This is a genomic window from Mycobacterium sp. IDUB_9 (assembly GCF_055419505.1).
On the sequence record NZ_JBVAXU010000004.1, the window covers coordinates 258514 to 284293 of the forward strand.

Genomic DNA, 25780 nt, shown 5'->3' on the forward strand with positions numbered 1-25780 from the left:
CCGGGCCTGCCGGTCAGAGCCGGTCCATCTCCCGAGCCATCAGGCTGTTCTCGAGATAACTGCAGGGTGGCGGGTAGTACGTGCGGGCGCGTCGGGCCCGCCAGTGCTCCGTCGCCGAGGACACCGCATGCGACATCATCGTGATGACGTTGTGGTGCGCGTGGGTCCCTGCTGCCGCGGCAGTACTGAACAGGACCTGCTGTTCGGTGATGAGCACCGGCTTGTGCGTGTGCGGGCGCATCGTGGTCTGTGCTGAGGCTTCACGTCGGACGGCGGAAACCTGATGGAAAACGCTCATGTCGAACTTCCTCTGAACCAAGCGTCGTACTGTCCAACGCTGTTATGCAGAAAACGTACGACTGACCGCAGTCATTCCTCACGCGTAGTGCACTACCTCAGTAAGGTGCATCTGCGACCGAACGTTCTTTTACAGGACCGGTTCTCACGGCGGCGAGATCGACAGGGCGGGTGATTTGTAAAGCCCACCACGCGGGTTGCCATCGGCCGATGGCGTGACGGTCCGGCTGTTCCCCGCGCAACTATCTTCCAGCACAGGGTAATTCGATGTCCCGTGCGACCCCTGTGACGCAGCCACCCGCCTCGGAGCGGCGGCGAATGGTGCCGGCTTGAGCTGCGCGCTCCGTGGCGGCCGCCCGCCAGTGGAGCCCTTCGCATGATCGAGTCGCCGAACCGTGGCCGGTAAATACCGCCCTAATCGCGGTGACGGCGATAGCGTGAGGACTCGTCGTTTCATACCTGGATAGGAGACTGGGCGATGAGAGCCGAATCCGCGTCGGGCGAGGGTATCGCCGGAGTCATCCGGTCCCCGCACCGGCTGCTGGCCGCCGTCGTGGCCGTGCTGGTCGGGCTGTTCGGGGCCGCGATGCTAGCGCCGGCCCGAGCCGCCGCCGATGGTGAGACCTACATCGTCGCTACCGACATCACCTTTGCGCCGTTCGAATTCCAGGATGTCGACGGGAAATTCGTCGGCATCGACATCGACCTCATCAACGAGATCACGGCCAACCAGAACTTCCACATCACGATCAAGCCACTGGGCTTCGATGCCGCGCTGCAGGCCGTTCAGGCCAATCAGGCCGACGGCGTGATCGCCGGCATGTCGATCACCGACGAGCGCAAGAAAGTGTTCGACTTCTCCGACCCGTACTTCGAATCCGGCGTGCAGATGGCGGTGCTGGCCGCCAACGAGGACATCAAGTCCTACGCCGACCTCAAGGGCAAGCGGGTCGCCGTCAAGAACGGCACCCAAGGTGCCGAATTCGCGGCGTCGATCAAGGACAAGTACGGCTTCCAGATCGTCTCGTTCGCGGATTCGGCCTCGATGTTCGAGGAAGTCAAGACCGGAAACTCCGTGGCGGTCTTCGAGGACTATCCGGTGCTCGCGTATGGCATCCAGCAGGGCAACGGCTTCAAAACCGTGACGCCGAAGGAGAAGGGCTCCAGCTATGGCTTCGCGGTCAACAAAGGGCGAAACGCCGAACTGCTGACAAAGTTCAACGCGGGCCTCAAGGAGCTCAAGGACTCCGGCCGGTACGACGAGATCGTCGAGAAATACCTCGGCGAGGGGGCCTCGGTCTCCGACAACTCCTTCGCCGGACTACTCAAGAGCACCTTCCCGTTCCTGATGACCGGCTTGAAGATGACGCTGATCCTCACCGTGGTGTCGATCGCCATCGCGCTGGTGCTCGGCGTCATCTTCGGCCTCTTCCGCGTGTCACGGTCGATTGTGTTGCGGGGCATCGGCACGACGTTCGTCGACATCTTTCGTGGCACGCCGCTGCTGGTGCAGGCCTTCTTCATCTATTTCGGCATACCGACGGCCCTGGGATTCCAGATGACCGCACTGACCGCGGGCATCATCACGCTCTCGCTCAACGCCGGTGCCTATATGACCGAGATCGTCCGAGGCGGAATCCAGTCGGTGGACAAGGGGCAGATGGAGGCGGCCCGCAGTCTCGGTATCGGTTACCTGCCGACGATGCGTAAAGTCATTCTGCCGCAGGCAATTCGGACCATGATCCCGTCGTACATCAACCAGTTCGTCATCACCCTCAAGGACACCTCGATCCTGTCGGTGATCGGTATCGCCGAGCTGACCCAGACCGGGCGGCTGATCATCGCCCGTAACTACCAGTCGTTCACCATGTGGTTGATCATCGGCATCATCTACTTCGTCGTGATCATGACGCTCACAAAACTGTCCGACCGGCTCGAGAAAAGGATGGTGAAATGACCCAGTTGGTACCGGAAGCCGCGGCCGCCGAGCCCGAGGGCACCGTCAAGATCCGCATCGAGGGCCTCAAGAAGTCATTCGGCGATCTGGTGGTACTCGACGGCATCGACACCACCATCAGCAAGGGCGAGGTGGTTTGCGTCATCGGGCCGTCAGGATCGGGCAAATCCACCTTCCTGCGGTGTCTCAACAAGCTCGAGGACATCACCGCCGGCAAGGTCACGGTGGACGAGTTCGACCTCACCGACCGGCGGGTGAACCTGGACAAGGTCCGTCAGCACATCGGCATGGTGTTCCAGCATTTCAACCTGTTCCCGCACATGACCGTGATCGACAACGTGACGCTGGCGCCGCTGTTGACCAAGAAGATGAACAAGGCGGCGGCCGAGAAACGCGCCATGGAGTTGCTGACCCAGGTGGGCCTGGCCGAGAAGGCCAAGGTCAAGCCGGCCACGTTGTCCGGTGGTCAGAAGCAGCGTGTCGCCATCGCCCGGGCCCTGGCGATGAACCCGTCGATCATGTTGTTCGACGAGGCCACCAGTGCGCTGGATCCCGAGATGGTCGGCGACGTGCTGCAGGTGCTGCGCGATCTGGCCGAAGGTGGCATGACGATGGTGGTGGTTACCCACGAGATGGGTTTCGCCCGCGAGGTGGCCTCCCGGGTGATCTTCATGGCCGACGGCAACATCGTCGAGGACGACTCGCCGGCTGAGGTCTTCGACAACCCGAAACATCCTCGGCTGCAGGAGTTTCTGTCGAAGGTGCTGTAGCGCCTATTTCACGAAGAGACCGGCGACCAGTGCCCGGGCCACCGCGCCGGCATCGCGACGGGCCGCGGCGGGATCGTCGGCGCTCGCAATCAGCAGGGCTGCTTCGTCCAGCGCCCCGATGAGCATCGACGCGAGGGTTTCGACGGGGAGGCCAGGGAGTTCACCGGCCTCGACGGCACTGCCTATGCCCTCGCGCAACGTACCGAGGTAGTTGCGATTGTCGATCTCACGCATCTGCGCGAATCCCAGGGCGGCCGGCGCCTGCAAGACGCTGATCCGGGCCACGGTGGGGTCGAGGCAGCCGTCGAGGAACTCGTCGATGCCGGCCTCGAGCTGCGCTCTGCTGCTGTCGTGGGCCAGGGCCGCCGGGAGTACCCGCGCGGCCAGTTGGCCTTCGACGTCCTCGTAGACCGCCCGGAACACGGCTTCCTTGGTGGGGAAGTGGTAGTACAGGGCGTTTCGAGTGACGGCCGCGACGCGCGCGATGTCTCCGGTGGAGACGGCTGCGTAGCCCCGTTCGACGAACAGCGCGCGGGCCGCGGCGACCAGTGCCGAGCGGGTGGTTTCGCTGCGTTGTTCGCGGCCGTCGCGGGCGTCTTCGTTCACTCAGGAATTTTAACAAGCTGTATGTATTGATGTTCCGCGCTTCATGTGTTTGCATACAGTCTGTATTAATTTATGCCCCTGCGGCGAGAGGGCAGGTAGATGAACACACTGAGCTCCCGACGGATGATTCCGCTGCCCTGCGGCTCGGTCGGGGTGCGCGAATCCGGGGCCGGCCGCCCCGTCGTCCTGCTGCACGGCCTCGTGGCCAACGGACTGGTCTGGCGTCACGTGGCTGACCGCCTCGGGGCCGGAATTCGTTGTATCGCCCCCGATCTGGCGTTGGGATCGCATACTCCGGCGGTCCCCGGCGCCGACCTCACCCTGCCTGGGCTGGCCCGGACCGTTGTCGACCTCCTCGACGCTCTGGAAATAGAGCAGGCGGTGCTGGTCGGCAACGGCTACGGCGGCGACATCGCCCAGGTGGTCGCGGCCGAGTACCCGCAACGGGTCGGGGCCCTGGTGCTCATCGCCACCAACGCGTTCGACTCCGACCCATGGCCGGTCAAGGTACTTGCGCGGCTCGCCTCGCTGCCCGGCGCCGGGCTGTTGCAGTCGGGGTTGATCCGGTTCAAACCCGTGCAGCGTCTCCGGATCACTTACGGCGGCGCCACCAAACGCCCCATTCCTGCCGACATCATGGCCTCCTACCTACAGCCGCTGCGCAGTGACCCTCTGGTGCGTAACGATTTTCGTCGGTTTCTCCAGGGGCTATCGCCGGCGTATCTGGCGAAGTACTCACCGCGGTTGACCGACTACGAGCGACCCGCACTCGTGGTCTGGCCGCGCGAGGAGAGTTATTTCCCTGCCGAAGGGGCCTCGCGTCTGGCGCGGACGCTGCCGCGCGCGATGCTGAAATTCGTCGACGACTCCTATGCCTGGGTGCCAGAAGACAATCCGGCGCCGCTGGTGAGTCTGCTCGGCGAATTCCTCCGGCGCCTCGACCGCCCGGCTGAATCCGATCAGCCCTGCTCGACCACGTTGGACTGACCCGAATTGCTTACCTCGGGTTCCCCGCTGCGGTAGGTGACGCGGTTGTCGAATCCTGACACCCCGATGGTGTCGGCGGATTCGACGGTGATGACATTCTCGACGCCGGACACGGTCAGGGCCGCGCAGTGGCCGATGATCTCCAGCTCGTTCTCGATGCCGCTGACGATCACGGTATTGTCCCGGCATTCGACGGTCCGGTGCTCGCTGATACCCGAGACGATCACCGTCTCTCCTGCCGGAACCTCCGTCGGTGCAACGGATCCGGGCATTGGCAACCCGCTGACCGTTGTCTGTCGGATGGTGGTCGACTGGCTGTCGGTGACCGCGTCGGTGTCGGTGTCGGACTTGCTCGCGTCGGTATTGCCGAACGCCACCACGGCCGCGATACCGCCGGCGACCAGGATCACCGTCACCGCGCCGAACAGCATGAAGAACGGCGCGGCGCCCGATTTGCGTCGCGGTTGTGGCGGGGCGGGGTAAGGCTCGTAACCCGGCCACGGAGCCGGGGGTCCCGGCGGCGGTGGCGGGAACGCGTTGGTCCACGGCCGAGTCGGGGGCGGTCCGGACGGACCCGTGGTCTTGCCGGTGCCGAGCTCGGACGCATGGGCGGCTTCGGCGAGTGGGCGCTCGAGCTCCCGGATGCGGGCCTCGGGGTCGTCCTTCGGATCCATGCGCAGATGCTCGCACACTCGGCCGCCGATGCGGACGGAAAGTGTCGCTGCCGTTCAATGAACGTGTTTGCAGGTTGCGACTCCGGCGAACCGGCTCGCGGCCCGCACCACAGGCGAGGTATGAGGCGGCAAAGGGATTGGTGCATAACCTGTCTGGCCGCCTGGTTGCATCCGGACCGGTGTCGGTTCCCGCGCGTAGGCTGGTGCCACGGATGGTTTGCTGCGCAAGGAAAAGGGATCTCAGTGCCACAGGTAGGACGATGGTCCGGTGACCCGGTCTGGCTGGCCGACGTACTCCGGGCAGAAGGTATCGACCTCGTCGAGTATCCGGGTTGGCGTACGCGCGGGCACGGCGATTTCAAGGACATCCGCGGAGTGATGGTGCATCACACCGGGTCGGACAACGCCACGGCCGCATCGATCGCCGATGGACGCCCCGACCTTCCCGGCCCATTGTCGCAGTTGCACATCGCGCGCGACGGGACGGTGACGGTGATTGCGCTCGGGGTGGCCTGGCATGCCGGTATCGGTATGTATCCGTGGTTGCCGACAAACATGGGCAATTGGCACATGATCGGGATCGAGTGCGCCAACAGCGGTACCAGCCCCACGGCGCCGCATCGCAAGAACTGGCCTGATGCACAGTATTTCGCGCTGGTGCGGTGTTGTGCCGCGATCAATCGCCGGTTGGCGCAGAGCTCCGAACGCACCATCGGGCACAAGGAGTATGCGGGCCGCGCGCAAGGAAAGTGGGATCCGGGCGCCATCGACATGGACATCCTGCGCGCCGACATCCAGGCGCAGATCGGTGACGTCGCGAAACCGGCGCCCACGCCCCGGCCGCCCGTTCCGGTGGGGCAATACACCGATGTCCTGTTGTTCCGGCCCATGGAAGGGCCCGAGGTTTCCGCGCTGCAGCGCCGGCTCAAGGCCGCCTACACGGCGTATGCGGGGGATCTCGAGGTCGACGGCGTCTTCGGCCCGCAGACCGAGGCCGCGGTCAAGGAGTTCCAACGACGCACCCGCGGACTGAAGGTCGACGGAATCGTCGGCCCGGCCACCGCAGCTGCACTGCGTCTGTAGCCGCAGCCGGGCTGTTGGGGCATGCAGCGAACTACCGATTCGGCGTGGCTCAGCTTTCACACCAGTAACACATATCGACCACCGCTGCCGGTCACCTTGGGTTGACGCTGCAGAAAGTTTGCTGGCGTGTCGGGGTGTGATCTACCGCTCACTTTTGCCGGAGATGGTAAGAATTGCTATTGACGGCCATGCTGCTCGGGAATTGTGCGACGTCATAGCGATGCTGCGAAGTCCCTGGTAACAAGCTTTTAATCAAAAGCGTCCAAAAGGTAACGAGTCGATAACGAAGAATTTCCTAAGCGCATTCTGAGAGACTATTGACGGCTGTCGCGTATTCGCTGTGAAGTCGTAGAGGACCTGTCGGTTTCGTCGCTAGACTCAATGCAACCGCGCCACTCCCGGCGCAGATCGACTTGAAATCTAGAGCCGGTGAAAGCCTTGCCGGCGGAGGTGCCGATGACGATGGCAAACAACTTCCTGCGTGCGCTGGTCGCAGCGCTGCGCCCCGGCCACGATGACCGCGCCATCGACGACTCGTCTGTCCGCAGCGTCGCATTCGACGGTGCGCTCGACGACATCGATGTCGCCGGCCTGGCCGAGGTCGGACGCGGGCCGATCGGCGACATTGCCGTCGATCCCGACCGCGAAACCGTGGTGGTCACCAACACCGCGGCGCAGAGCCTGACCGTGATCAACCCGCACACCATGGGCGTGGTGGGTTCGGTCCGCCTCGCGGGAGACCCCTTCGCCGTCGTGGCTGCTGATGACCGGGCCTACGTCAGCGTGGGCACCGCCGGGCACGACGCGCTCGTGGCCGTCGACACGATCACCGGTGCCGTGCTCAACGAATACCCGCTGGCCTTCACCGTCACCGCCCTGGCCATCAGCCCGGACGGCAAGCGCGTCTTCGCCGGCCGCGCGGGCCACGAGCGGATCGACATCGCGGTCATCGACACCACCGCCGAGCGTGTCGGCACCATCGACATCGCCACCGGTGCGGGCGTCAACCTGGACGCCCTGCAGATCGACTCGACCGGTAAGCGCCTGTACGTCGCCACCTCAGATTTCCGCGGCAGCCGGCTGGTCGTCGTCAACACCGAAACCGCCCAGGCGCAGGCCACGGTGTGGATCGGCGCCCCGATCCGCGACATCGCGATCGGTGATGGCGTTGCCTACGTGTTGACCTCTGACCGTGAGCACCGCGGTGTGGTGCACACCGTGGACCTGTCCGCCGGGACCGTGGTGGACGCCGTCGAGGTCGGCGGGGCACCCACGCAGCTGGTGCTGAGCACTGACGCCACCCGTGCGTACCTGGTCGACTACGACCGCGTCATCGTCTGGTGCACCCTGAGCAGCGAAATTCAGGGCAGCATCGACGTGCATGCACAGCCCGCAGCGGTCGCCGTGCGCGACAACGGCACTCGGCTCTACATCGCCGACTACGCCGGCCACGTCAACGTGTTCGACGTCGCCGAGTCGCTGTACTCGCAGCTGGTCTCGGCAGACGCGATCGAGATGCACCAACTGCCCGCCCTGGCGCCGGCCGGCGTCTGATTCAGCTGATTCAGCGCCACCGATAGCGAGTGCGCGGCCGTCCGGCCTTGCCGTACTCCGTTTTGCGGAGCACGGTGCCTTCATCGGCCAGACGCTCGAGATAGCGCCACGCCGTCACCCGCGACACTCCGACTCGCTTGGCCGCCTCGTCGGCGGTCAGGCCGTCGGGATCGTCGCGCACAGCGGCGGCAATTCCCTCGGTGGTCTGCGGCGCCGCGCCTTTGGGTGCGGTGGATCTATCTGTGGCAACCCGTAATTCGGCCAATGCCCGGTCAACCTCGGCCTGGCTGGCGGCATCGGTTCCCGACGGCAGCGCCGAGCGATAACGGCGGTACCGTTCCAACCGATCGCGAAATGCCGCGAAGGTGAACGGTTTCAGCAGGTAGGCCAACGCGCCGTGGGCCACGGCGGCGCGCACCATCTCCAGATCGCGCTCGGAGGTGATCGCAATGATGTCGGGTGCGGGCCGTAACCCGGAAAGCCCGGATGCCAAGGAGATTCCGCTGGCGTCGGGCAATCCGATATCCAGCAGTACCAGGTCGACGGGATGCTCAGACGTCACGGCCTCGGCCGCCGCCCGCATCGCGTCCCGGGCGGTGTGTGCCACCGCCGCCACCGAAAACCCTTCCAGACGACCGAGATAGGTCTGGTGGGCCTCGGCGATCAACGGATCGTCCTCGACGATGAGGACGTTGATCATCTGTTCGGCACCGTTGCGGTCACGACTGAACCGTAGGTGACGTCGGCACGCAGCGTCCCGCCATGCTTGCGAATCACCTGGGCCACCAGCGCCAGCCCCAGCCCGTGACCGGACGTGTCGGCGGATTTCGTGGAATATCCACGCTGCATGGCCTTTTCGAAGGTATCCGGGTCCATGCCGGGCCCACTGTCGGCGACCCGGATCAACAACTCGCCATCGTCCTGGCTCACTGTGACCTCGATCCACGGATCCTCACGGTCACACGCATCCATCGCATTGTCGATGAGATTACCCAGCACCGTCACCATCTCCTGTCCGGAGAGTACGGCCTGGGCGGACAACTGGGTGTCCTCGGTGACCGTCAGCGCGATACCGCGTTCGTCCGCCTGAGCTGTCTTGCCGAGGAGCAGGGCCACGAGGGCCGGTTCGCCGACGGCCAGTGACAGCCGGTCCACCAGGCGTTGCGACAACTCCAACTCGCTGGTGGCGAATCGAACCGCGTCCTCGGGCCGGCCCATCTCCACCATGGTGACCACGGTGTGCAATTTGTTCGCCGACTCGTGCGCCTGTGCCCGCAACGAGTCTGTCAGGACCTGCAGCGAGCTGAGTTCGCCCAGGGCGCCCTGCAGTTCGGTGCGATCACGGATCGTGACGACCTCCGAACCGACGTTGGGGACCCAGGCGCGGTTGACCACCAGCACCCGGTCGGCGGTGACGTGTAATTCGTCTCGCGCTCCGGGATCGGCGCGTCGCAGAAACTGCGGCAGGTCCTGCGTCTGCACGGGCCCGGATGCCAGGCCCAGCAGCCGGCGGGCTTCGTCATTGGCCAGCGCCACACCGTCGCGATCGAGCACGATGAGCCCCTCCGACACCGAATGCAGGATCGCGTCATGGTGGTCGTACATGAGGCGCAGTTCGTCGGGCCGAAGGCCGCGGGTCTGGCGCAACAGCCTGCGCCGGATCGCCCACACTCCGATCAGTGAAATTGCCAGTGCGGCAAGGGTCACCGCCGCGATCGCCGGGAACTGTGCGCGCCAGCGCTGCCCCAGGGTCTGCTGGGTGATCCCGGCCGACACCAGCCCGACGATGCGCCCGTCGCGACCACGCACCGGTGCGATCGCGCGCACCGAGGGTCCCAGCGTCCCGGTATAGACCTCGCTGAATGTCTCGCCGCGCAACGCGGGCTCGACCGTGCCCAGGTAATGTCCGCCGATCTGACTGGGATCGGTATGGGTGAACCGGATGCCGTCCGGGGCCATGACGGTGATGAACGCGATGCCGGTGTTGGTGCGTACCGCTTCAGTAGCCGGCTGCAGAACCTTTGTCGCAGTGCCGGATTCGATGGCCTCTGCAGTCGACGGGGAATCGGCCAGAGCGGTGGCGATACCGATCACCTGCTGTCGGGCCGCGTCCTCACCGTCGCGGCGCGCATCGACAAGCGCCAGCGCCGTGCCGGCCAGCACCACCATCGCGACCACCAGGACCTGCAGCGCGATGGCCTGCCCGGCCAGCGAGCGTGGCCAGGCCCGGCCCGGCAGCTGCCGCCACCAACGCGTCACCGCACCTCCGGATTGTGAACGTCGAGAACTACCAAGATCATGACCCAGATGCCCCTGGTAGCGGGCTCGCTTGGGCATCCTCCGCCGTCTTCCCCATCGTCAATTTGGGGGTGATATCGGCGTGCGCAGAGTCGTAGACTCGGACCGTAGGCAGGGGTCGAGGGCAGATCCAAGGGAGGCCTGCGATGGGCTGCATCATTCATCGCTTGATGACCGTCGTCACGGCCGCGGTTGCGTCAATGGCAGTGGTGACGGCTGTTTCCCCGGCGGTCGGCAATGCCACCGAGTGCGGAGTGGGCACCGTGTTCGACCCACCTTCGAACACCTGCGTGGCGGCCGCGTTGCCACCGCCCCCGCCACCCCCACCACCCCCACCTCCGGCATGGAACGGCGACATCACGCCCTACTTCTCGGTGGGCATCTGCGCACCCATTCCGTTTGTCTCGCTCTGCACCGGTATCTGAGCAATCCCTCGCTGCATGAACGTAATGAACTAAAGCGTGACCTGGATCACCCTATGGTCGAAGGTGCTTGTAGAGCGCATTCGAAGATCCCGACCTGGAGGTGGCACCGATGAACGTGTCCGTAGAACCGCACCCCGAACCGGCAGCGCCGGCTCGGCGGGACCGCACCCATTGGCTCTACATCGCAGTCATCGCGGCCGTCGTCATCGGCGTGATCGTGGGGCTTGTGGCACCCGAGGTCGGCAGGAGCGTGGGCGTGCTGGGCACCATGTTCGTCAACCTGATCAAGATGATGATCGGCCCCATCATCTTCTGCACGATCGTGTTGGGGATCGGCTCGGTACGCAAGGCCGCGACCGTCGGGAAGGTCGGTGGCCTGGCCTTCGGCTACTTCCTGGTGATGTCCACGATCGCGCTGACCATCGGTCTGGTGGTCGGCAACCTGATCCACCCGGGCAGCGGCATGCACCTGTCCGAGAGCTCGGCAGGCAAAGGCGCCGAGCTCGCGGAAAAGGCACATGAGGCCGGCGGACTCATGGACTTCGTCCAGGGCATCATCCCCGAGACGTTGTTCTCCTCGCTGACAGCCGGGAGTGTGCTTCAGGCCTTGTTCGTGGCGCTGCTGGTCGGCTTCGCGCTGCAGGGCATGGGCAGCAATGGTGAACCGATCCTGCGCGGCATCGAGTACCTGCAGAAGCTCGTGTTCAAGGTGCTGATCATGATCCTGTGGCTGGCGCCCATCGGAGCGTTCGGCGCGATCGCCAACGTCGTCGGGCAGACCGGCTGGACCGCCGTCACCCAGCTGCTGACCCTGATGCTGGGCTTCTATGTGACTTGTGTGCTGTTCGTGTTCGGTGTGCTAGGCGCACTGCTGCGCGCGGTGTCGGGAGTATCCATCTTCAAACTGGTGCGGTACCTGGCCCGCGAGTACCTGCTGATCTTCTCGACGTCCTCGTCGGAGTCGGCGCTGCCACGCCTCATTGCGAAGATGGAGCACCTGGGCGTCGACCGCAGCACTGTCGGTGTCGTTGTGCCGACCGGATATTCGTTCAACCTCGACGGCACCGCGATCTACCTGACCATGGCGGCGTTGTTCATCGCGGATGCGATGAGCGCCCCGATGTCCGTCGGGCAGCAGATCGGCCTACTGGTGTTCATGATCGTCGCGTCGAAGGGGGCGGCGGGTGTGACGGGCGCCGGATTGGCCACGTTGGCCGGCGGATTGCAGGCCCACCGCCCCGATCTGCTCGACGGGGTCGGCCTGATCGTCGGGATCGACCGGTTCATGTCCGAGGCCCGCGCGGTCACCAACTTCTCCGGCAATGCGGTGGCGACCCTGCTCGTCGGCTCGTGGACGCACACCGTGGACAAGGCCAAGGTCGATGCGGTGCTGCGCGGTGACGATCCGTTCGACGAACTCACCATGGTCAACGACCACTCGGACCGCATGCCCGAACCGGCCCGCGCGTAGTCACCGGGCGAAAGGCCCCGGCCGGGAAATCCGGCCGGGGCCTTTCGCATTGAACTCGCAACCGTTCCAGCACGTAACAAGGGTGAGGGCATCACCGACAAGGTGAGTGCGGGGCTTTGAGAAAGAAGACACGACCATGCGGGCATCAATCATCATGCTCGCCGCGTCGGGGGCGGCTATAGGCACACTTCTCGCGACGGCCGGCCCGGCATACGCCGACTCCGCGATCGAAACGATCGGGCTGCTGGAAGCCCAGGGCTTTCAGGTCAACATCGACCGGGTGGGCAGTGCGCCGCTGGATCAGTGCATCGTCACCAGTGTTCGCAACCCACAAACCCAGACGAGACTCATCCGCGTCGAGCGGTTCGGCAAGAACGGCAAGTCCGAATTCGACCTCGTACCCGTCGTGGTGCGGCGCACCATCACGGTGTCGCTGGACTGTTCGAAGTGACCGTCAGCGCTGACAGTTCAGCGACACCGACACGGTCTGGCTGGTAACTGACGGCACCAGGATGCGATCGCCGCCGAGGCCCGGCCCGACGTAGGGCACCAACTGGGAAACCTGTCGGGGGTTACGAACGCTGGTGACCGTGCACTGGTCCAGCGGCGCCGTGCCGATCTTGTCGATGGTGACGGTGTAGCCCTCCGACTGCAGACGGCTGATCGTCTCCTGCGCGGTTTCCTCGGCCGAGGCCACCGCGGACGACGCGCCCGCCACGCCCAACGCAGCCAGCCCGACTGCCGCCAACAGCGACTTCGTGCGCATCGGACTAGTCCTTCCGTCGTGGTCAGTCCATCTTCCCCTACATACATCGTTCTGGGAATTCGATTCGTTCCCACCGCCGCCGAACGTCGAGCGCATAGCATCGCGCCCGTGAACAGCACCATGCAAGATTGGCCACTGACGATCACCGCGATCCTGCGGCATGCCTGCGGGGTCAACGGGGACCGGACCGTGACCACGGCAGGCGGCGGGGGCCGTTACCGCACGATCAGCTATCAGGAGCTGGGCGCGCAGGCGGCTCAACTGGCCCATGCCCTGCGCGGGCTCGGGGTCGACGGTGACCAGCGCGTCGGAACGTTCATGTGGAACAACACCGAACACCTCGCCGCCTATCTCGCGGTGCCTGCGATGGGTGCGGTGCTGCACACGCTGAACATCCGGCTGTCGCCCGAACAGATCGCCTACATCGCCAACGAGGCGGCCGACGGCGTCGTGATCGCCGACGCATCTCTGGTCCCGCTGCTGGCCCCCGTGCTGCCCCTGGCCGAGACCGTGCACACCGTGATCGTGGTGGGCGACGGTGACGTGGACGCGTTGCAAGGTGTGACCGTCGTGCGCTGGGACGAGCTGCTGGCCGCGCAGCCCACCGAGTTCGACTGGCCTGAGATCGACGAAAACTCCGCGGCGGCAATGTGTTACACGAGCGGTACCACCGGAAACCCGAAAGGTGTGGTGTACAGCCACCGGTCGAGCTACCTGCACGCACTGAGTACCTGCACCGGCAACGCGCTCGACGTCAGCTGCAGTGACACCGTATTGCCGATCGTGCCGATGTTCCACGCCAATGCATGGGGGCTGCCGTATGCGGCCCTGATGGCCGGCGCCAACGTGGTGATGCCCGACCGGTTCATGGACGGAGCGTCGCTGATCGACCTGATCGAAACGCAGCGCCCGACGCTGGCCGGTGCGGTGCCGACCATCTGGAACGACGTCATGCACTGCCTGGAAAGCAATCCGGGACACGATATTTCGTCGCTGCGGTTGGTGGCCTGTGGTGGTTCGGCAGTGCCACTCTCACTGATGCAGACCTTCCAGGAGACCTACGGCGTCTACATCCAGCAGGCCTGGGGGATGACCGAGACCTCGCCGCTGGCCACGGTGGCCAAGCCGCTGCCCGGGGTGTCCGAGGAACGGCAGTGGCAGATGCGGGTCAGCCAGGGCAGGCCGATGTGCGGGGTGGAGGTGCGTGTCGTCGACGACGAGGGCGACGCGTTGCCCAGCGACGGTGCCGCGGTCGGCGAACTGGAAGTCCGTGGTCCGTGGATCACCGGGGCGTATTACCTGGGCCGCGACGCCGAGAAGTTCGACACCGGGTGGCTGCGCACCGGCGATGTCGGCTCGATCGATCGGCAGGGTTACGTGACGCTGACCGACCGGGCCAAGGACGTCATCAAATCCGGCGGCGAGTGGATCTCCTCGGTGGAGTTGGAGAACCACCTCATTGCTCACCCGGCGGTGCTGGAGGCGGCCGTTGTCGGGGTGCCCGACGAGCGCTGGCAGGAACGCCCGTTGGCAGTCGTGGTGCTGCACGAGGGTGCCTCGGCGGATCCGGCCGAACTGCGGGAATTCCTGGCGGACAAGGTAGTTCGGTGGTGGCTGCCAGAACGGTGGACCTTCGTCGAGCAGGTGCCGCGCACCAGCGTCGGCAAATACGACAAGAAGACCATCCGGGCCCGGCACGCCGACGGTGCCTACGAGGTGGTCACCCTTTAGGCGCTCGCGAGACTAGGCGCGCACGGCGATCGACGAGAGCAGGTCGGCTAGGCGGTCCGGCCGGTCGACCATCGAGTACGTGCGTGCACCGTCGATGACCTCGAACCGCGCGTTCGGAATGATGTCGGCGAGCCGCTCGCCGTCACCGAGTTCGAAGAACAAATCATCGGCCGACCACGCGATGAGCGTCGGCTTGTCGAATTCCGACAGCCGCGCGGCCACTTCGGTGGTGACCTCGGCACGCAGGGACAGGGAGAACTGCCGGAGATCCTCGACGATCGCGGGGTTCGACAGCGCGGTCCGCACCCACTCGCGGGTGAACGCATCGATGTTCGAGTGCGCCAGCCCGGCGAAAGCTCGTCGGCGCACCACGGGGATCCGCATGGCCTGGGTGCCCACGCGGAACAGCGCCCTGGACCGCGCGGCCAGGATCACCGGCTTGAGGATGGGAGGCGGAAAGTGTTCGAACGCATCGCAACTCGTCAGCACCAGCGCACCGATGCGGTCCGGATGGTGCACCGCAACGAGCTGCGTGACCACTCCGCCGGTGTCATTTCCGACCAGTACGACGTCCTGCAGATCCAGTGCTGCCAGGGTGTCTGCGACGACGTCGGCCATCCCGTGGATGCTGCGGTCGGCACCGGGCCGCAGGGGTTCGGGATGCGCGCCCAACGGCCAGGTCGGGACGATGCAGCGCAGGCCGCGCTCGGCCAGCTGCGAGCTGACCTGCCGCCACAACTGACCGCCCATCATGTAGCCGTGGACGAAGACGACCGGCCTGCCGTCGGTTGGTCCGAATTCCTCGTAATGGATGGTTCCGGCGTTAATCTCAATGATCGACATGGATGACTCCTGGCTCGATACACATTTACAAACAGCGTGTCCGTAACTTACCAACAGGGTGTATGGAAATCAAGAGACGTACCCAGGAGGAACGCTCCGCGGCGACCCGCGAGGCGTTGATCTCGGCCGCCCGGCGACTGTGGGGCGAACGGGGTTACGCCGACGTCGGCACGCCCGAGATCGCGACGGCCGCCGGGGTGACCCGCGGCGCGATGTATCACCAATTCGCCGACAAGGCAGCGCTTTTCCTGGCGGTGGCGGAGGTGGTCGAGCAGGATGTGATGGTCCGGTTGGCGGAGGCGGTGGCCGCGTCGGGCGCGACGTCACCGGCCGACGCGATCCGGGCCGCGGTCGACGCCTGGCTGGAGGTGTCCGGTGACCCCGAGGTGCGGCAGTTGATCTTGCTCGACGCGCCGAGCGTCCTCGGTTGGGCCGGTTTCCGTGACGTCGCCCAGCGCTACAGCCTGGGGATGACCGAGCAGCTTTTGAGCGAGGCGATCAAGGCGGGCCAGCTCGCCCGGCAGCCGGTCCGGGCACTGGCGCACGTGCTGATCGGCGCTCTCGACGAGGCGGCCATGGCCATCGCCACCGCCGAGGACCCGAAGAAAGCCCGCCGCGAGATCAGGCAGGTGTTACGCCGCCTGATCGACGCGATGCTGGCGGGCTAGTTTCTCCCGCGACTCAGTCGCCGAAACGGCATTCCAGCAGGAAAAGTTCGAGAACGGGCCTGCTGGAATGCCGTTTCGCGGGCGAGGTGGTTAGCGCTCGGCGCGCTGGTAGGCCGTCACGACGGCTGCGCCGCCGAGCCCGATGTTGTGCTGCAGGGCCGCGGTGACGCCGTCGACCTGCCGCTTGTCGGCGGTGCCGCGCAACTGCCAGGTCAGCTCGGAGCACTGGGCCAGGCCCGTCGCACCCAACGGATGGCCCTTCGAGATCAGCCCACCGGACGGGTTGACCACCCAGCGGCCGCCGTAGGTGGTGTCGCCGTTGTCGATCAGTCGCGGCGCCTCACCCTCGCCACACAGGCCCAGGGCCTCGTACAGCAGCAGTTCGTTGGCCGAGAAGCAATCGTGCAGCTCGATGACCTGAAAATCTTCCGGGCCGAGGCCGGACTTCGCGTAAACCTGCTGGGCGGCTTGCACATTCATGTCGTGACCGATCACATTTTTGGCGCTGCCATCGAAGGTCGAGGCGAAGTCGGTGGTCATCGACTGCCCGACGATCTCGACGGCCTGGGCGGCCAGCCCGTGCTTGTCGACGAACGCCTCGCTGGCCACGATCGCCGCGCCCGACCCGTCGGAGGTGGGGGAGCACTGCAGCTTGGTCAGCGGATCGGAGATCATCTTGGCGCCCAGGATGTCGTCGAGGGTGTACTCGTCCTGGAACTGCGCGTACGGGTTGTTCACCGAATGCTTGTGGTTCTTGTAGCCGATCTTCGCGAAGTGCTCGGCGGTGGTGCCGTACTTCTTCATGTGCTCGCGGCCGGCGGCGCCGAACATCCACGGCGCGACGGGGAAGGCGAACTCGTCGATCTCGGCCAGCGCCTTGACGTGCTTGCCGAGGGGAGACTCGCGGTCCTGCGCGCCGCCGCCCAGCGAACCGGGCTGCATCTTCTCGAAGCCCAGCGCCATCGTGCAATCGGCCAGTCCACCGCGAATCGCCTGTGCAGCGAGGTAAAGCGCGGTCGAACCGGTGGAACAGTTGTTGTTGACGTTGACGATCGGAATGCCCGTCATGCCCAGCTCGTACAGCGCGCGCTGCCCCGAGGTGGAATCACCTGAGCAATACCCGACATAGCCCTGCTGCACCTGGTCATAGGAGATTCCGGCGTCCTCCAACGCCTTGGTGCCCGATTCCCGCGCCATGTCCGGGTAGTCCCAACCCTCGCGCCGTCCGGGTTTCTCGAACTTCGTCATCCCCACACCGACGACGAAAACTTTGTTAGCCATGCCCAGAAACATACAGATCACGGTTTCCGTGGTGTAGAGATAGTTGGAACACGTTCTAGTTTGTTCGAAAGGGTGCGTCGTGCTCAAAGTCGTGCAGTGGGCAACCGGTGGAGTCGGCGTGGCCGCGATCAAGGGCGTACTCGAACATCCCGACCTGGAACTGGTCGGCTGCTGGGTGCACTCGGACGCCAAGAACGGTAAGGACGTCGGCGAGCTCATCTGCGCCGAACCGCTCGGCATCACCGCCACCAACAGCGCCGAAGAGATCCTGGCGCTGGACGCCGACGCGGTGATCTACTCGCCGCTGATCCCCAACGCCGACGAGGTCGCCGCGCTGCTGCGCTCGGGCAAGAACGTCATCACCCCCGTCGGCTGGCTGTACCCGAGCGAGAAGCAGGCCGCGCCGATGCGGGCCGCCGCGCTGGAAGGCAACGCCACGTTGCACGGCACCGGCATCGCGCCGGGCGGAATCAGCGAGAAGTTCCCGCTGGTTTTCTCCGCGATGGCCACCGGGGTGAACTTCGTTCGGGCCGAAGAGTTTTCCGATCTGCGTACGTATGACGCGCCCGATGTGGTGCGCCACGTCATGGGATTCGGCGGCACGCCCGACACCGCGCTGAGTGGACCGATGCAGAAGATGCTCGACGGCGGCTTCATCCAGGCCGTCAAGATGATCGTGGATCAGGTGGGGTTCAAGATCGATCCACGGGTCCGCGCCACCCAGGAGATCGCCGTGGCCACCGCGCCCATCGACTCGCCGATCGGCGTGATCGAACCCGGCCAGGTCGCCGCTCGTAAGTTCCACTGGGAGGCCCTCGTCGACGGCGAGCCGGTCGTCCGTGTCACGGTCAACTGGCTGATGGGCGAGGAAAACCTCGACCCGGCATGGACTTTCGGTCCGGCCGGGCAACGCTACGAGATGGAGGTCCGCGGAAACCCGGACTTCACGGTCATCATCAAGGGCTTCCAGTCCGAGGCGGGGGAGGAGGGCCCGGAGTCCGGTGTCGTCGCCACCGCTGCGCACTGCGTCAACTCGGTCCCCGCGGTGTGCGCGGCCGAACCCGGTGTCGTCACCTACCCGGATCTGCCGCTCATCACAGGCAAAGCGCGCCGAACCTGAGCTTGCGTGCGAACAATCGCCGAGAACTCGCACATATCTTCAGAGTCGGCGTACGGAGACCCTACGGCCGCACCAGGATCCGGATCGGGTTGCCCTCCTGACGCTCCAGCTTGTCGATACCCGATGCGATGTCCTCCAGTGACACGATCTCGCTGATCGAGCGGGACAGGTCCAGCCTGCCCAACGAGACCAGCGTCGCCAACGTGGAGATGTCGACGTTCTGATACCCCAGGTGGCCGAGTACCTGCTTCTGGGTCAGGCCGAACATCGACGTCGGTCCGATCGTGGGTTCCTGGGCGCTCATCCCGACCGCGACCAGCCGGCCGCCGACCGTCAGTTGGCCCAGCGCCTGCTCGAACGTCGACTTGAGGCCCACCGCATCGAATGCCACATCCAGCCCGCGGCCGCCGGTGACGTCGGCGATCTTTTCACCCAGCCGCTCGTCGCCGGCGTCGAACGCATAGTCGGCACCGAGTTCCAGGGACCGCTCGAGCACCTCGGGTTTGATGTCGACGGCCACCACCGGCACTGCACCCACCAGCCTGGCCAACTGCGCGATGTGGGTGCCGACGCCGCCCAGGCCCCACACGCCGACCGACTCGCCGATACCGACCTTGCCGGTACGAACCACCGCGCCGTACGGCGTCGACACCGCGTCGGCCAGGATTGCGGCCTGCTCCAGCGGCACATTGTCCGGAACCCGCGTCAGCCCCACCGCCTGCGCCAAGGTGTATTCGGCCCACGCCCCGTCATAGGCGAAGGCCATCAACCGGATTCGCATGCAGTTGGCGATATCGCCGCGCCGGCAGTTGGGGCAATCCATGCACGGCCGCCCGGCGGCGACGATGACGCGGTCGCCTTCGGACCAGCCCGTGACGCCCGGTCCGAGCCTGGCGATGGTGCCCGACGCCTCATGGCCCTGCGTGACCACCGGGGCCTGCGCGGGGAAGGTGCCGTTGATCAGGCTCAGGTCGGAATGGCAGATCCCGCAGAACGCCACCTTGACCAGAACCTCGCCCGGACCCGGCTCGGGAATCGGAACATCCTCTACCACAACTCGTTTGGTGTCCGCGTAGAACCGCTCGGCCCGCATGGTCGGCCCAAGATCTGTTGTCATGGCGTTCCCCTCGTCTACCCGGTTACTATCCGCATCATGGCACTTGATCGGGTGGGTTGAGGCGATGTGCCGATTGTTCGGCCTGCACGCCGGCCGCCAGTCGGTGCCGGCGACCTTCTGGTTGCTGGATGCACCGGACAACCTTGCCGAGCAGAGCCGCCACAATCCCGACGGTACCGGTCTCGGCGTATTCGGGGCCGACGGCGTCGCAGTGGTGCACAAGGAGCCCGTGGCGGCGTGGCAGGATTCCGAATTCGCCACTGAGGCACACGATGTCACCGCGACAACCTTCATCGCGCACGTCCGCTATGCGTCGACCGGGTCGTTGGATCCGGTGAACACCCATCCCTTCGTCCAAGATGGCCGGATCTTCGCGCACAACGGCGTGGTCGAAGGTCTGGATGACCTGGACGGCCGGATACACGAACTGGGAGTGACAGACCTGGTCAAAGGCCAGACCGACTCCGAACGCGTCTTCGCGCTCATCACCGCCGCCGTCCGAGCGCACAACGGCGACGTCGGCGCGGGCATCGTGCACGCCATCGGCTGGCTGGCCGACAACGTGCCGATCTACGCCGTCAACCTCCTACTGAGCACGGCCACCGACATGTGGGCCTTGCGCTACCCGGACACTCACGAGTTGTATCTGCTCGACCGCAGACACCCGGCACAAGGGCGTCTACGCCTGAGAAGCCGGCGGATCCGCGCCGAATCCGAGAACCTGACCTCGCAGCCGTCGGTAGTGTTCGCCAGCGAACCGATGGACGGTGAGGACTGGCAGCTCGTCACCCCCGGTGAACTCGTACACGTCGACGCAGATCTGCGGATCGAACGTCAACGGGCGTTTCCGGCCCCGCCGCGCCACCTCCTGCACCGCGACGACCTGTCCGCGCAGGCGGCAGCGTCGCAGCATGCTTAGCTGCGACTTACCAGCCTGATCCGGGGCCCTGGCACACTCGACTGTCGTGACTTCCAAACGTGCACTGGTGCTCGCCGGTGGCGGTATCGCAGGCATTGCCTGGGAGACCGGCATCCTGCAGGGCATCGCCGACGAATCTCCCGAAACTGCCGACGCACTACTCGCGTCCGACGTGCTGGTGGGCACGTCGGCGGGGTCGACGGTGTCGGCGCAGCTCGGCAGCGGGCTGACGCTGGAGGAGCTGTTCGAGCGTCAGGTCGGCACCGGATCGGCCGAGCTCGACCCCGGGACGAGCATCGACACGGTCACCGACCTCTTCGTCAAAGCCATGCTGACAACCAACACCAGCAAGGCGCAGAAGCTGCAGCAGATCGGTGCCGTGGCGCTGGACACCGCCACGATCGACCCGGCAGTGCGGCGCAAAGTGATCGAAGCGCGCCTGCCATCGCGTGACTGGCCGGCGCGGGTGCTGCGGATCTCGGCCATCGACATCGACACCGGCGAACTGGTGACGCTCGACCGGGACTCGGGAGTGTCGCTGGTTGACGCCGTCGAAGCCAGCTGTGCGGTGCCCGCGGTGTGGCCCGTGGTGACGATCGGCGGTCGCCGGTTCATGGACGGCGGCATCGGAAGCGCGGTCAACATGGCGCTGGCCGGCGACTGCGACACTGCGGTGGCGCTGGTTCCGCAGGGCCGCTCGACGCCGTCCCCGTTCGGCGCGGGCGCCGCCGAGGAGGTCGACGGTTTTGCCGGACGGTCGCTGGGGATCTTCGCCGACGACGAGTCCCTGTCCGCCTTCGGCAAGAATCCGCTCGACCCGGACTGCCGGGTACCTTCGGCGCACGCCGGCCGGGCTCAGGGGCGGCGCGTGGCGGCTGAGGTCGCTGCTTTCCTGGCGGGCTGATTCAGCCGTCGAGCGCACGGGCGGTCAGTTCCTGCCCGATCGCGATCACTTCGGCGGCACGGTTGAATTCCAGACTGCGGCACACCGTGCGCGGCACCTCGATCAGCAGGTCGGGAGGATAGGCCGCCAGGGTGTGCCGGGCCAACGCTGCCTGTGCGATGTCGATGGTCCGGTACATCACCTCGAAACTGCCGAGACGCGGAACCCCAGCGGTTTCGGGCAGCTCCGGCAGAGCGCTGCCCGGGTCGACGTCTTCGTCGGTCTCCGGCATCGAAGCGCCGAATCGGCTGAGCACCGCGCGGGCCGTGGGCCGATCCAGCACGCTGCGCACCGAGGCGGTGTCGAGCACCGCTGAGGTGCTGCGCAACATGCGATTCAGCCATTCGGTGGTGGGCCGCGGTTCGGCGCCGGCTCGGTCCGCCGATGTGCTGGGTTCGCTTCCCGAGACGCTGACCGCGATGGTCAGATCCGCATTGACCGCTGCGATGGGGGCCATCGGCAGCGGGTCGAGGATGCCACCGTCGCCGAGCAACCGGCCGTCGAGCACGTGCGGCGCGATCACGCCGGGGATCGCGATCGACGCCCGGATCGCCGAATCCAACGGGCCGCGCTGCAGCCACACCGACTTGCCCGCGACCAGGTCTGTCGCGACCGCCGTGTAGGGGATGGGCAGTTCCTCGATCGTGGCCTCGCCGATGATGTCGCGGACCGCGTCGAGGATCTTCTCGGCCCGCAGGATGCCGGCCGCGCTGATCGACGGATCGAGCAGCCGCAACACCGCCCGCTGCGTCAGGGTCCGCGCCCAGTCCGAGAACTCGTCGAGCTTGCCCGCCGCATGCAGTCCGCCGACCAGCGCACCCATCGACGACCCGGACACCCCGACGACCTCGTAACCGCGATCGCACAGTTCGTTGATCACCCCGATGTGCGCGTAACCACGAGCCCCACCACTGCCGAGGGCCAGAGCAACACGCATACGTCCATTCTGGATCATGGGCTGTCGGTGTAACGCCCCTGGCTTTCCACCTGCTGCCACCACGGCCAGCGCTTCGCCATCTGGTGCAGGTCGCTACGCAGACCGGTGTAGTGCACCTCGACGCCGGTCTGCGATTCCAGATCGCGCAGGCCGTCGAGGATCGTCGACGTCAGCCACGGCAGCCGGGACAGGTCGAGCACCACGACATCCGGCCGCGGTTCAGCGGCCGCGACCTTCGTGAGAACGGCGTCGATGTTCGCCCGCAGGTTGGCGGTGTACAGGCCGAGGTCGAATCTCAAGACCAGCGGCTGGGCGCTGACCTGCACAATATGTGCACGGTTGGCTTCGCGCAGCACGAAGTACAGGGTCAGCAGGACCCCGGCTGCGACGGCGGGCAGCAGTCCGACGGTCAGGCCGAACACCCCGACGATCGCCGCCAGACTGAATTCGAGCTTGTCGAACCGGTAGAGCCGCTGCAGGGCGCCGATGTCGATGAGGCCGAGCACGGCGACCAGCACCATGGCACCCAGCGTCGCCTGCGGCAGCTCAGACAGCGCGGGCGCCAGGAACACCGCGACCAGCACAGCCAGTGCCGCGGTGACCAGGCCGCACATCTGGGAACGGGCGCCGGCGCGCAGGTTCATGCCGGTCTGCGAGAACCCGCCGGCGGGCGGCAGCGAGTGGAAGAACGAACTGACCAGTGCGGCAATACTGTTGGCGGCGAGCTCACGATCGGCATCGACCTGCGGTTCGTCGGCCCGGCGAACGCCGCGTGCCACCGCGACGGTTTCGAGGAACGCCATCATGGCGATGGCCAATGCGCCCGGAATCAGGTGCCCGATGTGGTCGAAGGCAGGCAGCGCGGGCAGGGGTATTCCGCGTGGCACCTCGGGGATCAACTGCACGCCCATCGAGGGCAACCCGCCGACCACGGCCAGCGCGATACCGAGCACCACCACAACCAGCGGGCCCGGCACCAGCGGCGCGAACTTGCCGATCAGCAGCAACAGAGTGATCGTGACGATGGACAGCATCACGGTGGGAAGATTGGCGTTGCCGATGTGGTGCAACGCCGACCAGATGATGTGAAAGAACCCGGTGGCATGCGGATCCTCTTCCACACCAAGGAGTTTGGGGATCTGGGCAGCGGCAACAGTCAACCCCACCCCCGCCTTGAGCCCGAGCAGCGTGGCCTCGTTGATGTTCTCGATGATCGTGCCGAGCCGCAGCAGCCGTGCCGCCAGCAGGAGCGCGCCCACCAACAGCGTCAGCGTGATCAGGTGCGACTGCGCATCCGGCGAACCCGCAGCGATGCCGGCGCCGACCATGGTCGACGCGCTCAGCGTGGCAATCGTCGACGTCGTGGTGACGCTCGCGGTGCGCGAACCTCCGATGAACGCATACACGACCAGCGGCAGCATGCACGTGTAGAGGCCGAACTGGACCGGCATCCGGGCCACGGTCGCGTATGCCATGGCCTGCGGGATGATGACAGCCCCGGCTGCCAGCCCGGCCACCACGTCGGCGCGTAACCACGCGCGCTGGTACGGAAGAATTCCCGGCGCGCGCACATTCGCAGTATCGCCCACCGCAGACTCATTCGTGGGAGGGTTGAACTGTGGGAGCGTCAACATTCGCGCGAAAGCTCGGTCGCCCCAAGCCTCGCGATGTCATCTCGGGGCTGGTTACGGGATTGTTCTCCATCCCAGAAGGCATGGCGTACGCCAGTATCGGCGGCTTCAACCCGGTCGCCGGAATCTATGCCGGCATCGTGCCCGGCATCATCGGGTCACTGTTCGCCCGCACCGTGCTGATGGTGACGACGCTGACCAGCGCCATCGCCCTGACGTCGCGCAGTGTGCTCAAGGAGGCCGGCCTGGATCCGGCGGATCCGGCAAATATCGCCGCACTGGCCCTCGTGGTCGGTGTGGTGATGCTGCTGTTCGGCCTGCTGCGGTTCGGCTCGATCATGAACTTCGTGTCCAATGCCGTGATGACGGGCTTCTCCACCGGCATCGCCCTGCAGATCGTCGCCGGCGTCCTCGGCGACGCCACCGGCTACAAACCGCAGAGCGGCAACACGATTGGCAAATTCGTCGACTCCCTGGCGCACATCGGGTTGTGGCATCCCGCCGCCGCCGCAGTGGCGCTGGGCACCGTCGCGGTGTGGGCGGTGTTCCACTTCATCAAGCCGCTCGAATCGTTCGCGACGTTGCTGGCTCTCGTCGTCGTGACGGCGGTGGTGGCCGTCGCGCACATCGATGTCGAAACCGTCGGTGACATCGCGTCGATCGCGAATGCGCTTCCGCCGTTGACAGTTCCGAACTTTGCCGCCATGCCTGAACTCATCGTCGGCGGCGTGGCGGTGGCACTCGTCGCGCTGGCCCAGGCCGCTGGAATCTCGGCCGCGGTGCCCAACCCGGACGGCAGCCGCACCAACATGAACGGCGATTTCCTGGCCCAGGGCGCGGCGAACGTGACGGGCGGGTTGTTCGGCGCGCTGCCGGCCGGCGGTTCACTGTCGCGGACCGGGGTGGCGACCTCAGCGGGCGCACAGACCCGGTGGGCGGGCATCTTCGCCGGGTTGTGGCTCGCAGCGCTGGTATTGGTGGCCGGGTCGGCTGCCGAGATCATCCCGATGCCGGTGATCGGCGGGCTGATCCTCGTGATCGGGGCCGAGCTGGTGGTCGGCCGACTGCCCGATATCAAGCTGGTCCTGCGGGTCGCCCCGCTTTCGGCGGTGGCGATGCTGGTGACGTTCGCGGCCACCACACAACTTCCGTTGCACACCGCGATCCTCATCGGCGTCATCACCTCACTGGTGCTCTACTGCGCGAAGGCGGCAAAAGCCGCGCAGTTGATGGCGCTGACCCCGGCGCCGGGCGGAGGCTGGGAACAGGCGCCGGTGCCCGAGCAGTGCGCCAGCAACGACGTCACCGTGCTGCACTACGCCGGGGTCGGGTTGTTCGCGGAAGTGGCCCGCATCGACGAAACCTGGCCCCGCGCCGATGGCAGCACCAACGCCGTCGTCGTGCTCAGCCTGCGCGCGCTGCCCGATGTGCCGTCGTCGGTGACCATCAAGGCGATGCGCCGCTGGGCCGGGCAGCTGGCGGACAACAACGGACGGCTCATCATCTCTGGGGTCGACGCCGCCACCGCGGAGGTCCTGCGGCGGGGCGGGCTCGACGACCTGCTGGGCGACGACGGCATCGTCCCGTCGTCCGACCGCGTCTTCGGCGCCCTCGACACCGCGGTCGCACGTGGCCGCGCCTGGGTGTCCGCCCAGGGCGGCGCTGCCGGGGGTTCGGCGCAGCCTGATTCGAACTAGCAGCG

The 25780-nt window shown here is 66.0% G+C and carries 25 protein-coding genes; 14 read left to right on the top strand and 11 right to left on the bottom strand.

What is annotated here, in order from left to right; all coding sequences use genetic code 11:
• Positions 1-13: 13 nt before the first annotated feature.
• Entirely contained in the window at positions 14-298 is a 285-nt protein-coding gene (locus ACZY08_RS19315) for a hypothetical protein (RefSeq protein ID WP_463746228.1), read from the bottom strand.
• Between the two features lie 477 nt (positions 299-775).
• Here ACZY08_RS19315 and ACZY08_RS19320 point away from each other — a divergent pair, with 477 nt between their 5' ends.
• Together ACZY08_RS19320 and ACZY08_RS19325 are read left to right on the top strand one after the other, a co-directional pair.
• Positions 776-2254 carry an amino acid ABC transporter substrate-binding protein/permease gene (locus ACZY08_RS19320; RefSeq protein ID WP_463746229.1) on the top strand — a complete coding sequence of 493 codons (1479 nt, stop codon included), beginning with the start codon at positions 776-778 and terminating at the stop codon, positions 2252-2254.
• Positions 2251-3024: an amino acid ABC transporter ATP-binding protein gene (locus tag ACZY08_RS19325; protein ID WP_463746230.1), complete on the top strand. Its 774-nt coding sequence runs from the start codon at positions 2251-2253 to the stop codon at positions 3022-3024. Before ACZY08_RS19320 ends, ACZY08_RS19325 begins: the two co-directional genes overlap by 4 nt.
• A gap of 3 nt (positions 3025-3027) precedes the next feature.
• On the opposite strand, the gene ACZY08_RS19330 is transcribed toward ACZY08_RS19325, so the two are convergent.
• Positions 3028-3630 carry a TetR/AcrR family transcriptional regulator gene (locus tag ACZY08_RS19330; RefSeq protein WP_463746231.1) on the bottom strand — a complete coding sequence of 201 codons (603 nt, stop codon included), beginning with the start codon at positions 3628-3630 and terminating at the stop codon, positions 3028-3030.
• A gap of 99 nt (positions 3631-3729) precedes the next feature.
• On the opposite strand from ACZY08_RS19330, the gene ACZY08_RS19335 reads away from it, so the two are divergent.
• Positions 3730-4617: an alpha/beta fold hydrolase gene (locus ACZY08_RS19335; RefSeq protein WP_463746232.1), complete on the top strand. Its 888-nt coding sequence runs from the start codon at positions 3730-3732 to the stop codon at positions 4615-4617.
• On the opposite strand, the gene ACZY08_RS19340 is transcribed toward ACZY08_RS19335, so the two are convergent.
• Positions 4590-5291, bottom strand: a complete 702-nt coding sequence (locus tag ACZY08_RS19340; protein WP_463746233.1) for a DUF3060 domain-containing protein — start codon at positions 5289-5291, stop codon at positions 4590-4592. The genes ACZY08_RS19335 and ACZY08_RS19340 overlap by 28 nt on opposite strands.
• A gap of 243 nt (positions 5292-5534) precedes the next feature.
• Between ACZY08_RS19340 and ACZY08_RS19345 the strand changes: the two genes are divergently transcribed.
• Complete coding sequence (locus ACZY08_RS19345; protein WP_463746234.1) at positions 5535-6374, top strand: peptidoglycan recognition protein family protein; 840 nt, start codon at positions 5535-5537, stop codon at positions 6372-6374.
• Positions 6375-6836: 462 nt separating this feature from the next.
• Positions 6837-7928 carry an MmpL3/TtfA transport complex stabilizer gene (locus tag ACZY08_RS19350; protein ID WP_463746567.1) on the top strand — a complete coding sequence of 364 codons (1092 nt, stop codon included), beginning with the start codon at positions 6837-6839 and terminating at the stop codon, positions 7926-7928.
• A 10-nt stretch (positions 7929-7938) separates the two neighbouring features.
• On the opposite strand, the gene ACZY08_RS19355 is transcribed toward ACZY08_RS19350, so the two are convergent.
• Entirely contained in the window at positions 7939-8628 is a 690-nt protein-coding gene (locus ACZY08_RS19355; protein ID WP_463746235.1) for a response regulator, read from the bottom strand.
• A complete protein-coding gene (locus ACZY08_RS19360; RefSeq protein WP_463746236.1) occupies positions 8625-10187 on the bottom strand; it encodes a sensor histidine kinase in 1563 nt (520 codons plus the stop codon). Before ACZY08_RS19360 ends, ACZY08_RS19355 begins: the two co-directional genes overlap by 4 nt.
• Positions 10188-10396: 209 nt before the next feature.
• Between ACZY08_RS19360 and ACZY08_RS19365 the strand changes: the two genes are divergently transcribed.
• The 3 genes from ACZY08_RS19365 (at position 10397) to ACZY08_RS19375 (ending at position 12573) form a co-directional block, all read left to right on the top strand.
• Positions 10397-10651 (top strand): hypothetical protein, encoded by a 255-nt coding sequence (locus tag ACZY08_RS19365; RefSeq protein ID WP_463746237.1) that lies wholly within the window; start codon positions 10397-10399, stop codon positions 10649-10651.
• 109 nt (positions 10652-10760) lie between these two features.
• Positions 10761-12122, top strand: coding sequence for a cation:dicarboxylate symporter family transporter (locus ACZY08_RS19370; RefSeq protein WP_463746238.1), 1362 nt, complete (start codon positions 10761-10763; stop codon positions 12120-12122).
• Positions 12123-12258: 136 nt separating this feature from the next.
• Complete coding sequence (locus ACZY08_RS19375; protein WP_463746239.1) at positions 12259-12573, top strand: hypothetical protein; 315 nt, start codon at positions 12259-12261, stop codon at positions 12571-12573.
• Positions 12574-12576: 3 nt separating this feature from the next.
• Here ACZY08_RS19375 and ACZY08_RS19380 read toward each other — a convergent pair whose 3' ends face one another.
• Positions 12577-12888 (bottom strand): hypothetical protein, encoded by a 312-nt coding sequence (locus ACZY08_RS19380; protein ID WP_463746240.1) that lies wholly within the window; start codon positions 12886-12888, stop codon positions 12577-12579.
• Positions 12889-12996: 108 nt separating this feature from the next.
• Between ACZY08_RS19380 and ACZY08_RS19385 the strand changes: the two genes are divergently transcribed.
• Positions 12997-14619 carry a fatty acid--CoA ligase gene (locus ACZY08_RS19385; RefSeq protein WP_463746241.1) on the top strand — a complete coding sequence of 541 codons (1623 nt, stop codon included), beginning with the start codon at positions 12997-12999 and terminating at the stop codon, positions 14617-14619.
• Between the two features lie 12 nt (positions 14620-14631).
• Here the strand turns inward: ACZY08_RS19385 and ACZY08_RS19390 are convergent, their stop codons facing one another.
• Positions 14632-15462: an alpha/beta fold hydrolase gene (locus ACZY08_RS19390; protein ID WP_463746242.1), complete on the bottom strand. Its 831-nt coding sequence runs from the start codon at positions 15460-15462 to the stop codon at positions 14632-14634.
• A gap of 62 nt (positions 15463-15524) precedes the next feature.
• Between ACZY08_RS19390 and ACZY08_RS19395 the strand changes: the two genes are divergently transcribed.
• Positions 15525-16130 (top strand): TetR/AcrR family transcriptional regulator, encoded by a 606-nt coding sequence (locus tag ACZY08_RS19395; protein ID WP_463746243.1) that lies wholly within the window; start codon positions 15525-15527, stop codon positions 16128-16130.
• 90 nt (positions 16131-16220) lie between these two features.
• Here ACZY08_RS19395 and ACZY08_RS19400 read toward each other — a convergent pair whose 3' ends face one another.
• Positions 16221-17423, bottom strand: coding sequence for a lipid-transfer protein (locus tag ACZY08_RS19400; RefSeq protein ID WP_463746244.1), 1203 nt, complete (start codon positions 17421-17423; stop codon positions 16221-16223).
• A 67-nt stretch (positions 17424-17490) separates the two neighbouring features.
• On the opposite strand from ACZY08_RS19400, the gene ACZY08_RS19405 reads away from it, so the two are divergent.
• Positions 17491-18531 carry an NAD(P)H-dependent amine dehydrogenase family protein gene (locus ACZY08_RS19405; RefSeq protein WP_463746245.1) on the top strand — a complete coding sequence of 347 codons (1041 nt, stop codon included), beginning with the start codon at positions 17491-17493 and terminating at the stop codon, positions 18529-18531.
• 61 nt (positions 18532-18592) lie between these two features.
• Here the strand turns inward: ACZY08_RS19405 and ACZY08_RS19410 are convergent, their stop codons facing one another.
• Entirely contained in the window at positions 18593-19648 is a 1056-nt protein-coding gene (locus tag ACZY08_RS19410; RefSeq protein WP_463746246.1) for a zinc-binding dehydrogenase, read from the bottom strand.
• A gap of 64 nt (positions 19649-19712) precedes the next feature.
• Here ACZY08_RS19410 and ACZY08_RS19415 point away from each other — a divergent pair, with 64 nt between their 5' ends.
• Together ACZY08_RS19415 and ACZY08_RS19420 are read left to right on the top strand one after the other, a co-directional pair.
• Entirely contained in the window at positions 19713-20567 is an 855-nt protein-coding gene (locus tag ACZY08_RS19415; RefSeq protein WP_463746247.1) for a class II glutamine amidotransferase, read from the top strand.
• 46 nt (positions 20568-20613) lie between these two features.
• Complete coding sequence (locus ACZY08_RS19420) at positions 20614-21471, top strand: patatin-like phospholipase family protein (RefSeq protein WP_463746248.1); 858 nt, start codon at positions 20614-20616, stop codon at positions 21469-21471.
• A 1-nt stretch (position 21472) separates the two neighbouring features.
• Here ACZY08_RS19420 and ACZY08_RS19425 read toward each other — a convergent pair whose 3' ends face one another.
• On the bottom strand, positions 21473-22465 hold the full coding sequence (locus tag ACZY08_RS19425; protein WP_463746249.1) for a patatin-like phospholipase family protein: 993 nt from the start codon (positions 22463-22465) through the stop codon (positions 21473-21475).
• Positions 22462-24036 (bottom strand): SulP family inorganic anion transporter, encoded by a 1575-nt coding sequence (locus ACZY08_RS19430; protein WP_463746250.1) that lies wholly within the window; start codon positions 24034-24036, stop codon positions 22462-22464. The genes ACZY08_RS19425 and ACZY08_RS19430 overlap by 4 nt, the downstream gene beginning before the upstream one ends.
• A gap of 29 nt (positions 24037-24065) precedes the next feature.
• Between ACZY08_RS19430 and ACZY08_RS19435 the strand changes: the two genes are divergently transcribed.
• On the top strand, positions 24066-25775 hold the full coding sequence (locus tag ACZY08_RS19435; RefSeq protein WP_463746251.1) for a SulP family inorganic anion transporter: 1710 nt from the start codon (positions 24066-24068) through the stop codon (positions 25773-25775).
• Positions 25776-25780 lie beyond the last annotated feature (5 nt).

Excerpts from the sequence above, each read along its gene's own strand:
- ACZY08_RS19315 (WP_463746228.1), bottom strand. The coding sequence starts at position 298 with ATGAGCGTTTTCCATCAGGTTTCCGCCGTCCGACGTGAAGCCTCAGCA.
- ACZY08_RS19320 (WP_463746229.1), top strand. The coding sequence starts at position 776 with ATGAGAGCCGAATCCGCGTCGGGCGAGGGTATCGCCGGAGTCATCCGG.
- ACZY08_RS19325 (WP_463746230.1), top strand. The coding sequence starts at position 2,251 with ATGACCCAGTTGGTACCGGAAGCCGCGGCCGCCGAGCCCGAGGGCACC.
- ACZY08_RS19335 (WP_463746232.1), top strand. The coding sequence starts at position 3,730 with ATGAACACACTGAGCTCCCGACGGATGATTCCGCTGCCCTGCGGCTCG.
- ACZY08_RS19340 (WP_463746233.1), bottom strand. The coding sequence starts at position 5,291 with ATGGATCCGAAGGACGACCCCGAGGCCCGCATCCGGGAGCTCGAGCGC.
- ACZY08_RS19350 (WP_463746567.1), top strand. The coding sequence starts at position 6,837 with ATGGCAAACAACTTCCTGCGTGCGCTGGTCGCAGCGCTGCGCCCCGGC.
- ACZY08_RS19355 (WP_463746235.1), bottom strand. The coding sequence starts at position 8,628 with ATGATCAACGTCCTCATCGTCGAGGACGATCCGTTGATCGCCGAGGCC.
- ACZY08_RS19365 (WP_463746237.1), top strand. The coding sequence starts at position 10,397 with ATGACCGTCGTCACGGCCGCGGTTGCGTCAATGGCAGTGGTGACGGCT.
- ACZY08_RS19370 (WP_463746238.1), top strand. The coding sequence starts at position 10,761 with ATGAACGTGTCCGTAGAACCGCACCCCGAACCGGCAGCGCCGGCTCGG.
- ACZY08_RS19375 (WP_463746239.1), top strand. The coding sequence starts at position 12,259 with ATGCGGGCATCAATCATCATGCTCGCCGCGTCGGGGGCGGCTATAGGC.
- ACZY08_RS19380 (WP_463746240.1), bottom strand. The coding sequence starts at position 12,888 with ATGCGCACGAAGTCGCTGTTGGCGGCAGTCGGGCTGGCTGCGTTGGGC.
- ACZY08_RS19390 (WP_463746242.1), bottom strand. The coding sequence starts at position 15,462 with ATGTCGATCATTGAGATTAACGCCGGAACCATCCATTACGAGGAATTC.
- ACZY08_RS19395 (WP_463746243.1), top strand. The coding sequence starts at position 15,525 with ATGGAAATCAAGAGACGTACCCAGGAGGAACGCTCCGCGGCGACCCGC.
- ACZY08_RS19400 (WP_463746244.1), bottom strand. The coding sequence starts at position 17,423 with ATGTTTCTGGGCATGGCTAACAAAGTTTTCGTCGTCGGTGTGGGGATG.
- ACZY08_RS19410 (WP_463746246.1), bottom strand. The coding sequence starts at position 19,648 with ATGACAACAGATCTTGGGCCGACCATGCGGGCCGAGCGGTTCTACGCG.
- ACZY08_RS19415 (WP_463746247.1), top strand. The coding sequence starts at position 19,713 with ATGTGCCGATTGTTCGGCCTGCACGCCGGCCGCCAGTCGGTGCCGGCG.
- ACZY08_RS19425 (WP_463746249.1), bottom strand. The coding sequence starts at position 22,465 with ATGATCCAGAATGGACGTATGCGTGTTGCTCTGGCCCTCGGCAGTGGT.